Source organism: Flavobacterium sp. FlaQc-48 (assembly GCF_044007335.1).
Taxonomy (GTDB): domain Bacteria; phylum Bacteroidota; class Bacteroidia; order Flavobacteriales; family Flavobacteriaceae; genus Flavobacterium.
The window spans coordinates 398,765-411,471 of the sequence record NZ_JBIPCR010000003.1; the positions used below are offsets into that span (position 1 = coordinate 398,765).

At 34.3% G+C, this 12,707-nt stretch carries 8 protein-coding genes and 1 riboswitch; of the genes, 6 read left to right on the forward strand and 2 right to left on the reverse strand.

Annotated features, from left to right (window positions below; genetic code table 11):
* Positions 1 to 66 precede the first annotated feature (66 nt).
* Entirely contained in the window at positions 67 to 1,833 is a 1,767-nt protein-coding gene (locus ACHRWY_RS07105; protein WP_395353559.1) for a DUF4153 domain-containing protein, read from the reverse strand.
* 181 nt (positions 1,834 to 2,014) lie between these two features.
* Here ACHRWY_RS07105 and ACHRWY_RS07110 point away from each other — a divergent pair, with 181 nt between their 5' ends.
* Complete coding sequence (locus ACHRWY_RS07110) at positions 2,015 to 3,481, forward strand: M28 family metallopeptidase (RefSeq protein WP_395353560.1); 1,467 nt, start codon at positions 2,015 to 2,017, stop codon at positions 3,479 to 3,481.
* Positions 3,482 to 3,666: 185 nt separating this feature from the next.
* Here ACHRWY_RS07110 and metK read toward each other — a convergent pair whose 3' ends face one another.
* The gene (gene metK / locus ACHRWY_RS07115; RefSeq protein WP_395353561.1) at positions 3,667 to 4,917 is read right to left on the reverse strand and encodes a methionine adenosyltransferase; all 1,251 of its coding nucleotides are present in this window, start codon (positions 4,915 to 4,917) and stop codon (positions 3,667 to 3,669) included.
* Positions 4,918 to 5,448: 531 nt separating this feature from the next.
* Between metK and ACHRWY_RS07120 the strand changes: the two genes are divergently transcribed.
* The 5 genes from ACHRWY_RS07120 to ACHRWY_RS07140 all read left to right on the forward strand — a co-directional run bounded on the left by ACHRWY_RS07120 (position 5,449) and on the right by ACHRWY_RS07140 (position 12,365).
* Positions 5,449 to 8,295 carry a TonB-dependent receptor plug domain-containing protein gene (locus ACHRWY_RS07120; protein WP_395353563.1) on the forward strand — a complete coding sequence of 949 codons (2,847 nt, stop codon included), beginning with the start codon at positions 5,449 to 5,451 and terminating at the stop codon, positions 8,293 to 8,295.
* Between the two features lie 408 nt (positions 8,296 to 8,703).
* Entirely contained in the window at positions 8,704 to 8,895 is a 192-nt protein-coding gene (locus ACHRWY_RS07125) for a hypothetical protein (RefSeq protein WP_395353565.1), read from the forward strand.
* A gap of 73 nt (positions 8,896 to 8,968) precedes the next feature.
* Complete coding sequence (locus ACHRWY_RS07130; RefSeq protein ID WP_395353567.1) at positions 8,969 to 10,273, forward strand: O-acetylhomoserine aminocarboxypropyltransferase/cysteine synthase family protein; 1,305 nt, start codon at positions 8,969 to 8,971, stop codon at positions 10,271 to 10,273.
* 190 nt (positions 10,274 to 10,463) lie between these two features.
* Positions 10,464 to 11,552, forward strand: a complete 1,089-nt coding sequence (locus ACHRWY_RS07135) for an aspartate kinase (protein ID WP_395353568.1) — start codon at positions 10,464 to 10,466, stop codon at positions 11,550 to 11,552.
* 609 nt (positions 11,553 to 12,161) lie between these two features.
* Positions 12,162 to 12,365: a hypothetical protein gene (locus ACHRWY_RS07140; RefSeq protein ID WP_194615935.1), complete on the forward strand. Its 204-nt coding sequence runs from the start codon at positions 12,162 to 12,164 to the stop codon at positions 12,363 to 12,365.
* A gap of 188 nt (positions 12,366 to 12,553) precedes the next feature.
* Positions 12,554 to 12,662, forward strand: a riboswitch (SAM riboswitch).
* Positions 12,663 to 12,707 lie beyond the last annotated feature (45 nt).

Here is a 12,707-nt window from a genome sequence, read left to right on the forward strand (position 1 = left end):
GTTTTACAATTTATCTGCAATATAAAAGCAAACCCGACAAGATTTTAAGTTTTGTCGGGTTTCTTATTATTTAATATCTACCATTATTTTTAATTGATAATTGTCAATGGTTTTTTTGCCCTTTTCAATATATCCATTCACATTTAGGTAAGTAATTAAAATTTTATACTGAGATGTTTCGACCAGTTGAGTCACTTTTTCATTATTTGGGCCAAGCCCGAATGCTGAATTATTATGGATAAAATCTATTGTTTTTAGGGGAATAATATCTTCATTAATTTGTAATTCAATTCCATAATTCTTTTTTCCGGATTTGATTGAATAATTTTTGTTTTCAATTTTGGCACATTCAGTGCATTCAAATTCAGTATTGCTTGAAATCCTAAAAGACAAATCATATCCATGAATGATTTCGACACTTTCATCATTTTCATAGTAAGCATAGTATATTTCTGTATCGCTATCCTGATATCGTGAATATCTGGATTTATATTCATAACCCAGGGCTTCCATTATTGCAAATTCATTAGGCGTTTTATTTCTTTTAAGAAGTGCTTCCAATTTTGTTTTAGCATACGGAACCATAATTGCTGCACCATAATTTTCTTCTAAGAAAGAAACAATACTGCTTAAATCTTTTTGCTGCCCGAAATTCAGTTTTTTATTAGCCGACGGTTGCATGTAAGATTCAAATCGGGATAATTGGCTGTTTTTTGAAATTGAATCTGCACTTTGTGGCCCTAAAATCGAAAATAATCCACCAATACATAAGCTTATTGGAATGAATTTTATCTTTGGATTTTTTTGAATTAAAAAATAGGCAACCACGATCGATAACCAAATTGACAGGAGAAGCACATAATAACGTTCATGTGTAAATCCGTAAAGATTGACCCGGTATAAAATGGCCCAAAAAAGCAATCCCAATAATGGAATTAATAGAAAATAAAACCAACGATTAAAGGTTCTCATCCAGAGATTATTCGTTTCAGTTGCAATAGGATGAACCAATAAAAAAGAGAGAATCCCAAAAATGGCAAATACCAAAACAAGATACGAAACCCAGCCAACAGGTAAAGACAGTGTTATAAGAATCTTAACTTCGTAACATATCAATATCACCAGATAGAGACTAATTAAAGGCAGTAATACATATTGAGTGAAATTTTTAAGTCCTTTAGGATAATTTAAAACCAAAGGATTTTCACTGTTATTAGTTTCAGGAACGCCGCTTAAAAAGAATATCGTATTAAAGATTCCGGCAATGACTAGAAAGGTATGAAGATAAATATGATCATAAAACTCTACCTTGAATAACTGGTCAATTGCCAGTATGGCCAGTGCTAATCCGCAATAAAGAACAACGCTGTATAGAATAGAGGTTAGAATTCGAAGAAAAAGTTGTTTATTAAATTCCCAAAATTCATTCTGATTATAGGTTCTTGGCAGAAATCCCGCAAATGAAACCAACAAATGTAAAGCAATATTCAGTACTAAAAACTGTAGAATTTCGACGTTTGTAAAGTTTTTATGAAAACTAAAAATAAATAAAGCAATTAAACTTCCAAGCCCAATACTTGTTGCGTAGCGTAAAATAGTATTCCTTCTGGAAGCCATAAAGTATAAACTGACTGAGAGGAATAACACCAGGCATAAAGAACAGCTCATGATCGCTTTTTCATAAAATTCCCGATTCGGGCTGCTGTATTTTATCTCATTGAAAATAATAGCAAATACAGTTCCCACAATAGAGATTATGATTTCAAGAGGGAATCGAAGAATTGTTTTGGCGGTGGAATTTAAAACGTTACGGAATGATGGAAATCTGCTCATTTTTTTAATCAGTTATTTTGTACTAAGAAAGGTAAATTGTAAGAGATAAACAAATAATACTACCAATGAGAAAAAAATGCTGTCAGCATTTTACTGATTTTACATTTCAGTACTATTTCAAATAGAAAGAAGCGATTTTTTCTTGATTAATTACTAAGTTTGGAATACTAAATTAAAACGTATGAAAAATAAAATGATCCTCGTTTTGATTGCTTATGGAGGAGTAGTTTTTTCGCAGGCAATTAAAAAACCGTTAGTTTCAGCAATTACAGATAAAGACCTTAAAACCGATATGTACCAGATGGCTGGTGATCATTTTAACGGTCGTGAGGCAGGAACTTTAGACGAATTAAAAGTATCAATGTGGCTGGCAAACAAAGCCAAAGAAGCAGGAATGGCTCCGGCTGGTGATGACGGAACTTATTTTCAGTTTTTTGATTTGTACAGGCATCAGGTAACTCCTAATACTAAATTTAAAATTGGACCAAAAGAATATAAATTGTGGAAAGATGTTCTGGTAGCAGAAACCACAAATATTAAAGTCGATGCACCATTAGTGTATTTGGGGGCAGCAACAAAAGAAGAAATTGAAAAGGCAGATGTTAAGGGAAAAGCAGTTGTTTTGCTGGCATCTAAAGAAGGAATTGCAGATGATATTTCGCTTTTTGACAGACGATATCCAGGTCTTGTTCGAAATAAATATTATGATCTTGTAGTCAAAAAAGGAGCGGTAGCCCTTATTATGGTTGCAGATCAATTGGCAGAAGAAAGCTGGTCTCAGGTTGAACCACAAATGACAAGAGGTATTTATGGAATTGAAGGTTTCAGAGATAAAATAGGTGCTACAATGCCGGTTTTTTGGGTGCACAATGACCAATTAGCTTATTTAAAAAGTACTAAAGATTTATTGTCGACAGAAGTAATTTCTGAAACCTATAAATATCCTTCAGTAAACGTAGTGGGAACAATCGAAGGAACAGATGCTAAATTAAAAAACGAATACGTTCTTTTTAGCGGACATCAGGATCACGATGGAGTAAGACAAAAATACGGTCAGGATTCCATTTATAACGGAGCCGATGATAATGCAAGTACTTGTGTAGCAATGTTAGCTATTGCAAGAGCTTACAAAAAACAACCAGGAAAAAGAACTTCTCTTTTTGTGTTTCATGGTTCAGAAGAACGTGGTTTATTAGGTTCAAGATGGTATGCATCGCACCCGACAGTTCCTGAAAAAGACATTATTGCGGTATTAAACGGGGATATGATTGGCAGGAACAATGTAAACCAGGCCGCTCTTTTAGGGTCTAGTTCTCCTCACGAAAACTCTTCAGATTTAGTAGCAATCGCTAAAAAAGCCAATGATGAAGGACCAAAATTTGACTTAGATAAACTTTGGGACAGACCGGAACATCCGGAATATTTTTATTTCCGTTCAGATCATTTGCCTTATGCAAAAAGAGGGATTCCATCTGTTTTTTATACCAGTGTTTTGCACAGTCAATACCATACACCCATGGATGAATCTGAAAATATTGATTTCGTAAAATTGCATAAAATGACCGAATGGATCTACCGCACAGGCTGGATTTTATCTAATGATGCCAATCGTCCTAAAACATTACCAAATGTACAATTAGAGCGATAAAGGACTCTAAAGTTTTGATTTGTAAAAATAAAAATCCGTTTCATCTGTGTTGAATTGAGACACAGATTTAAAATTAGTCACTAAAAATAAAAAAGGCTGCCTAAATTAATAGACAGCCTTTTTTTATGTGTAAGAGTAACTAGTTGTCAAAAAATCTAACAATCTAAGTAGTCTATAATCTAAATTTACAATCCAAATTCAGCTTTTACTTTGTCTACGAAATCAAGTTTTTCCCAGGTAAACAATTCAACAGTAACTGTTTTTACATTTCCTCCCGGAGCAGAAAAAGTTTTAGTTACCACTTCTGGTTTACGTCCCATGTGTCCGTAAGCAGCTGTTTCGCTGTAAATAGGATTTCTTAATTTCAAACGTTGCTCAATAAAGTAAGGACGCATATCAAAGATAGCTTCTACTTTTTTAGCGATTTCACCGTTAGTTAAGTTTACTTTAGAAGTTCCGTAAGTGTCAATAAAGATTCCCATTGGTTCAGCAACTCCAATTGCATAAGAAACCTGTACTAAGATTTCGTCAGCAACACCGGCAGCCACTAAGTTTTTAGCAATATGACGTGTAGCATAAGCAGCACTTCTGTCTACTTTACTTGGATCTTTTCCGGAGAATGCACCACCACCGTGAGCACCTTTTCCACCGTAAGTATCCACAATGATTTTTCTTCCTGTTAAGCCAGTATCTCCGTGAGGTCCACCAATAACGAATTTTCCTGTTGGGTTAATATGGTAGTTGATTTTATCATTGAATAAATGCGCGTGCGTTGGATTTTTTGCAATGATTCTTGGAATCAAAATTTCGATAATATCTTTTTTGATTTTAGCCAGCATAGTAGCCTCTTCATCAAAATCATCGTGTTGAGTCGAGATTACAATCGCATCAATACGAGTTGGTTTGTTATCGTCGCTATATTCTAACGTTACCTGAGATTTTGCATCAGGACGTAAATAAGTGATTTCCTTATTCTCACGTCTTAAAATTGCTAATTCCTGTAATAGGCTATGAGATAAATCAAGTGCCAATGGCATGTAGTTTTCAGTTTCGTTAGTGGCGTAACCAAACATCATTCCCTGGTCTCCTGCACCTTGCTCTTCTGGCTTGGCTCTGTCAACCCCCTGATTAATATCTGCTGATTGCTCATGAATGGCTGAAAGAATCCCACAAGAATTGGCTTCAAACATATATTCGCTTTTTGTGTATCCAATTTTACGGATTACATCGCGGGCAATTTGCTGCACATCAAGATAAGTATTCGATTTTACTTCACCTGCTAAAATTACCTGACCAGTTGTAACAAGAGTTTCACAAGCTACTTTTGAGTCAGCATCAAATGCCAGAAAGTTATCAATTAAAGCATCCGAAATTTGATCTGCAACTTTGTCTGGATGCCCTTCACTAACAGATTCTGACGTAAATAAATAAGCCATAATAATTTATTAAATTAACATTAAGCGAGGAAAAGTAATTGCTGAAAGTGCTAAAGGAGGTATCCTGCTTTAGCATTTTTTACTACTGAAATTAATCTTTCAGCATTCATAACGAACCATTTCATTATGAAGAGGTTGCAATCAGTTCAAATTTTTCCTCTGTATTCGCGTGCAAAGGTATAAAACCATTTTGATTTGCAAATTAAAGTTTTGATTTTTTTGTTTTTATATGCAGAAATTTAACATATCATACTATTTTGATAGGGTAATAGAAATTATTTGTGTTTTTGTTTGGCGGATTGAAAAATAGTTTGCAAATTTGCCCCATCAAAACGATAGAAAAGATGAAATCAACAATTTGCAATATGTCATGTAAGATGCCGGAGCCTTCCGCAGAGATGCTATTGTAGTTTTTTTTCAAAAAAAATATAAATAGAACCTCTGCTAACCGCAGGGGTTTTTTTATTTCAAAAAAGAACCAGATTGTAAACCATTTTTTAAACCAAAACAGTAACAAATCAGAAGAAAGAAATGAAAAAAAATGTAGTATTAGCATTAGGACTTTTAACATTTTCCGGAATCTATGCTCAGGACAATAAAAAAGAGCAGGATACTTTAAAGAACAATGAATTATCGGAAGTAACGATAGTAGGATCGAGAAGTAAAAACCGGGTAAAAACGGATGTTCCTGTTCCTGTAGATGTTTTTAATATCTCAGACATAACAAAGGGATCTCCACAAACCAGTGTTACTCAGATTTTAAATTATGTTGCACCTTCTTTTACAAGTAATGCAACTTCTACAGCAGATGCTACTGATCATGTCGATCCGGCACAACTAAGAGGTTTAGGTCCGGATCAGGTTTTGATATTGGTAAATGGTAAACGAAGACATTCAAGTGCCTTGGTAAATATAAACGGGTCGCCGGGAAGAGGATCTGTGGGAACAGACTTAAACGCTATTCCATCATTCGCTATAGAAAGAATCGAAGTTCTTAGGGATGGTGCTGCTGCCCAATACGGTTCTGATGCTATTGCAGGAGTCATTAATATTGTATTAAAAAAGAATGCCAACTTTATTTCAGGAGGAATACAGTATGGTACCAACTTATCTTCAGGATCTAATAACTTTAAAGGAGGAGCCGATGGTCAGACTGTACAAGCAGACCTTAACTACGGAACTTCATTAGGTAAAGCTGGAAGTTTTCTGAACATTACAGGAAGTGCTGTGACCAGACAGGCAACAAGCAGGGCAGGAATTAGAAACAATGCTATTTTTAATGCTTACAATGCTGTCGAAAACAGAGCGGCTCAAAATGGTGTTGCCATTAACTCCTTGTTTAGTAATATTAATAACACGCCAAATTCAGCACAAATTCTTACTTCACTAAAGCAATATGCACCACAAGTGAGTTATTTTACACCGGCACAACAAACAGCGATCTCATCTGCGACCACATTGGCTCAAATGCAAACGGCTTTGAATTTTGATGTAACCAATAATGAAATCGCGTACAGAGGCCAGGAAAGAAGCGATTATAATATGAGTGTTGGTCAGTCAGAACTGGCTTCAGGACAGCTATACTATAATACTAAATATCCTTTGACAGAAACTACAGCGTTATACTCTTTTGGTGGAGTTTCGTACAGGAATGGTAAATCTTATGCATTTAACAGATTGCCTAATGGTTCCGGAACTTTCACGCAAGTGTATGAAAACGGATTCCTGCCGGAAATACAATCTAATATTTTAGATGCATCATCTGCTGTTGGAGTTACAACAGAATTATTTGGTTTTGATACGGACCTGAGTACAAACCTGGGAACAAACTCTTTTCAATATGATGTAAACAATACGAGCAATGCTACTTTAGGAACCAATTCAGGTTCAAGTTTTGATGCCGGAAAAGTTTCGTTTTTGCAAAGTACAACCAATTTAGATTTAAGTAAAAAACTAGATGTGTTAGAAGGGTTAAATGTTGCTTTTGGTGGAGAGTTCCGATATGAGAACTATAAAATTAAACAAGGAGAAGAAGCTTCTTATGGATTATATGATACAAACGGAAATTTAGTTTCAGGAATTCTGCCAAGTAACTCGCCATTAATTGTAACTGATTTTTTTGGAAACAAACGTGGAGCGGGAGCACAGGGATTTTCAGGTTTCCAACCGACAGATGCTAAAGAAAAAGACAGAAAAAGTGGTGCTGCTTACATAGATTTAGAATTAAATGCAACTAAAAACTGGCTTATAAACGGAGCTGCACGTTATGAGAACTATTCTGATTTTGGTAGTACTGTCATTTTTAAACTAGCTTCTCTTTTAAAATTGAATGACAATATCAATTGGAGGATTTCAGGGCAAACCGGTTTTAGGGCACCATCATTACAACAAAAATATTTTGAGGCAAGTTCAACTCAGTTCATAAATGGTTCTCCTTATCAGGTAGGTTATTTTACAAATGATTCACAAGCAGCTAAAAGTATTGGAGTTGAAAGTTTGAAACCTGAAAAATCAAAAAGCATCAGTACTGGATTTACATTTAAAATTCCTGAAGCCAATATTACCATTGCAACAGATGCTTACTTTACAAGAATCGATGACAGAGTGGTGTTAACAGGTCAATATGCAAGACCAACAGATGCGCAAATAAATGGGGCAACATCGCAGGAGCAAAAAGATGCCCTGACTTTGTTTCAACAGGCATTTGATTTAAAAGGTGTAGAAAGAGCTTCGTTCTGGACAAACGGAATCAACTCTGAAACTAAAGGTATCGATGTAGTAATTTCTCAAAAATATGATGTAATTCAGGATTTTACCATTAGAAATGATTTTGCTTTAAGCTACAATACAACTAAAAGGGTTGGAGCGTTAAATGTACCTCAGTCAATTATCAACGCAGGCGGGGATCCTTATATATATTCATTTTTTCCGGAATCAAGCCGTATTTATTTAGAAGAGGCAATTCCAAAATTGAAAGCGAACCTAATGACCACTTTCAACATCAAAAAACTGGATATTTATTTAAGAAACAGTTATTTCGGAAAAGTGACAGATCCGGGAGCAACAGATGTAAACTTAGACGGATCATCTTCAGTTTATGAACACCCTGTTTACAGCGCCAAAATAGTGACCGATTTATCTTTCGGATATCAAATCAACGAGAAATTCAGGTTTACAATTGGTCTTAATAATATAGGAGATGTTTATCCGGACAGAAATAATCCATCAACTCCTGCATTTACCAATACAACACCAACATTGTCTCCTGCACCAAGTACAGATTTAACAAACGCCAATCAGTTTGCTTATTCAAGAGCAGTATCACAATTTGGATTAAACGGAAGATTTGGTTTTGCCAGATTAAGTTTTAAATTCTAAAAATATAAGATTGGCCTACAGGTTAAACGGATCGAACAGGTCTGCACAGATTTTTTTTAATCCTTTAATCCGTGGCCAATTTTTTTAAAGCAGAATGCGAGTATTTAGGAGGCTTTGAAAAAAATTAATGTTAAATATCACTTTTTGTTTTGGTAGTTCTGAAAATAGTTTCTATATTTACTCTATCAAATTAGTCGAGTTTAAAAAAGAGAATTAATTTAAATAAAATGAAAATGAAAACAGTAGCGAATAATATGATGATATGTTGTGAGATGATGCAAATGTGCATCCAAAATCGCTGTTGCCAAAAGTGAAAGAGTAAATCTTTGTTATAGTTAGAACTATAAGCCCTTTTGGTAGCCATCCGAAAGGGCTTTTTTTTATTTCAACACTTTTAAATTTTAAATTATGAAAACACTAAACTCAATCGCAATAGAGTATTTATTGAGAAACGATTCTCAAAAAAACAATAATAAATCAGAAGATACAACAAGAGAGGTTACAAGAATAAATGCAGAGCGGGATATAAAAAGTCAAAAATCATTACTGCTTCTAATGTATAACCTGGAAGAAGAAGGAGAGGATTTTTTTATACAATAAATATCAATTTCAAAGAAACAATTTCAATAACAATATATAATAGTATTAACAATACCTAAAAAAAACTAAGATCATGAGCACACAAAAATTCGCAACAAACGCATTACACGCTGGACACGATGTTACTAAAAATGCAGGAACAAGAGCAGTGCCAATTTACCAGACATCATCGTATGTCTTTAACGATTCAGACCATGCAGCCAATCTATTTGGTCTTGCTGAATCCGGATTTATTTACACCCGATTAAACAACCCGACAAATGATGTTTTAGAACAGCGACTTGCAGCACTCGAAGGCGGAATTGCAGCAGTAGTGACAGCATCCGGAGCATCGGCAATTTCTACCACTTTGCTGACTTTGCTAAAAGCGGGCGATCATATTGTGGCTTCCAATAGTTTATACGGAGGAACTTACAACCTTTTAAATGTAACTTTGCCTCGTTTAGGAATTACAACCACTTTTGTAGATCCTTCAAAACCGGAAAACTTCACTAAAGCAGCCAAAGAAAATACAAGAGCCTTTTTTGTAGAGTCTTTAGGGAATCCAAAATTAGACGTTTTAGACTTAAAAGGAATTTCGGCGGAAGCCAAAAACTTTAAAGTGCCTTTTATTGTAGACAATACGGTTGCTACACCTTATTTATTGAATCCAATTGAATATGGAGCAGATATCGTAATTCACTCTTTAACCAAATATATTTCAGGAAACGGAACTTCGTTAGGAGGCGTTATTATCGATGCAGGAAAATTTGACTGGTCAAACGGAAAATTCCCTGAATTTACAGAACCTTCTGCAGGATATCACGGATTAGTATATCATGAAGCTCTTGGAAATGCAGCTTTCATTGCAAAAGCCAGAATCGAAGGTTTGCGTGATTTTGGAGCAGCTTTGAGTCCTTTTAATGCTTTTCAAATCATTCAGGGATTAGAAACATTACCAATCCGAATTCAGAAACATAGCGAAAATGCTTTGGCTTTGGCCTCGTGGTTAGAAAAACAAGATGAGGTAGTTTGGGTAAATTATCCAGGATTAAAAAATAATAAATATTATGATTTAGCACAGCAATATTTACCAAAAGGCCAAAGTGGTGTTATCACATTTGGACTAAAGGGAGGTTTTGAAGCTGCTAAAAAAGTGGTAGATCAAACGAAATTATTCTCTCTTTTGGCCAATATTGGTGATACAAAATCATTGATCATTCATCCGGCAAGTACAACACACCAGCAATTGTCTGATGCTGACCAACTAGAAACGGGAGTTTCAAAAGATCTGGTTCGGCTTTCTGTTGGACTTGAAGATATCGAAGATTTGATAGCTGATTTGCATGCCGCTTTCGCAAGCGTTACCCAATCGCAATACAGTATTAATAAAAATTAGGTTTTTTTGTTTTTTGTTTGAAAAATTGCCTTTAGTAGCGTGAGTTCTGCTAGAGGTGATTTTTTATAAAAGAAATTCAACATAAAAAATTTCACAATAGCTGTAGAGACGCATTATGGAGAACCTATATCAGCCGTGCTGCTATGCGTTCTACGGATATGGTTTAATTAACCCCAATAAATTAAAAATTATGTCAAAGCTTAAAATAAATATCATCCTTTTTGGAATTGGAAATATCGGAAGTACTTTGATCAATCAGATTATCGAAAGTCAGGAGTTTTTTCTCGAAAGTAAAAATGTCGATTTTCATTTTCCAATAATCACAAACTCTACAGTCGCTTTTTTTGAGAAAGAAGGCGTTGGATATGCCTGGGAAACTAATTTTCTGGAATTGGCAGTTCCTTTTAAAGTGCAGGATATTATTGAATTTGCCAAAGAAAATGAATTTGAAAACCTGATCGCTGTTGATGCAACGGCAAGTGATGAGTTAATACATCATTATAATACCCTGATCGAAAACGGATTTAATATTGTAGCGGTAAATAAAAAAGCCAATACCTTGCCAATTGAATTGTATAAAGAGATCAGGTCGAATCTTAAAAAATACGACAAGGAGTTTTTATATGAAACATCAGTAGATACCGGTTTTCCGGTGTTACAGACCCTAAGGGATTTGTATTATTCAGGAGAGAAAATTACAAAGATACGTGGTGTATTTTCAGATAACCTGAGTTATGTATTTAATAGATTTGCAACCGAAGAAGCTACTTTTTCATCTCTTTTAAAAGATGCAAGCTTATTAGGATTGATGCGGTCTACTTTTAAAGAAGATTTATCCGGAAATGATACCGCCAGGAAACTACTGATTTTGACGAGGGAAATTGGAAAAGATTTTGAATTATCCGACATAAAAATCAATCCGCTAATTACAGAAGAGCATCTGGAGACAAATGGTGTCCTTAATAAGGAAGCAATTGACAGGTCTTTTAAAATTGCAAAAATAACACAGAAAGACAATCATGTATTACGATATGTAGGAGAATTTGATGTGCAGAAAAACACTTTAGAGGTCAAAGTGGTTTCAGAACCAGTTACATCTGCTATTGGTCAACTGAAAGGATCAGATACCATTTTCGAAATCTACACACAATCATACGCAGATGTTCCAATCGCAATCCAAAGCGCTTCGGCATGCAAACAAGCCATTTCAAGAGGGATAATAACTGACATTTTGAAAGTAGCAGAAAAAATTAAAAATAAAGAAGCAGTTTGGCTGTAAGTGGTTTCCAATAGTAGTTAGTTGTTCTTTGATATAGTGAAACAGGAAATTTATTACGTTAAATTTTGTAGGATTTTAATTTCATTTTATTGAATAGCTGTTTTGTAAGATGTTTTTTAACGTTAAAATGATGTTTTTTAACGTTTTTTAAGATTAATTTGTTGATCCTCACTTGCGTAATTGAAAAAATATTCGCACATTTGTAACACCTCAAAGCTCAGAAAATAAATTTAACTATTTAACAATAGTTATGTCGATCGGGACAAAAGTTGAATTAACTTATTTCTTATTGATTTTTTGAAGAAGAATGAGTTAAAAAATATTTCAGCAGTTTCGAAAAGCTTATTAAAATAAAACAAATGCAAGAATTTTTTAAAATAGCAAGTAAATCACAGATGAATAAATCCCTACAGATGAACAAGATGTTTAACGTCGCACGTATTTGTGTACGCGTCTGTTGATACTAAAAGTATATATAAGTTGTAAAAAACTTAAACCCTTTTGGTATTCAAATCCAAAAGGGTTTTTTTATTCCATTGGGTTGCCATAACAAAACATTAAACAAATAATAAAGATTATAAAACGCAAACTAACGTAAACTTAAATATCATGAGCAAATTAAACTACATAACAAAAACTTTTTCTACATTGAAAAACTTAAGAGCTAAAAGAAACAATCCGCCGCCGCCAACAAATGAATTGGTACATCCTAGATTCGGGATCACTGAGGCAGATAAAATAGCAGAGAAAAAAGAGCCAAACTCATTATTGTTTTTGATGTATTCAAAAGAAAATGAAACACTTTTTATCTAAATCAAAAAGTATCATAAAATAGGGTTATACCTGCTTAATTTTACTGGGCAAACTGTTCGGTAATTTTTTGCGTACAATAGTTTGTGTTTGAATTATATTTATGAAATTGAGGAATCAGTTTCGATAAAATTTGTTAGTTTAAGAAATAAGTAGTTAATTTGCACCTTTAAGTTCAAAAACGTATTGAAATGTTATAAAGAAAGGACGAGGGATTAGACCCGATGAATCCTTAGCAACCCTTCGTTAAATCGAAGAAGGTGCTGCATTCTACCACGCCCAAACGTGGAAAGATAACAACAAGAATTTTCTAGTTTCACTCTAGTACTTTCTTTCTAATATTTC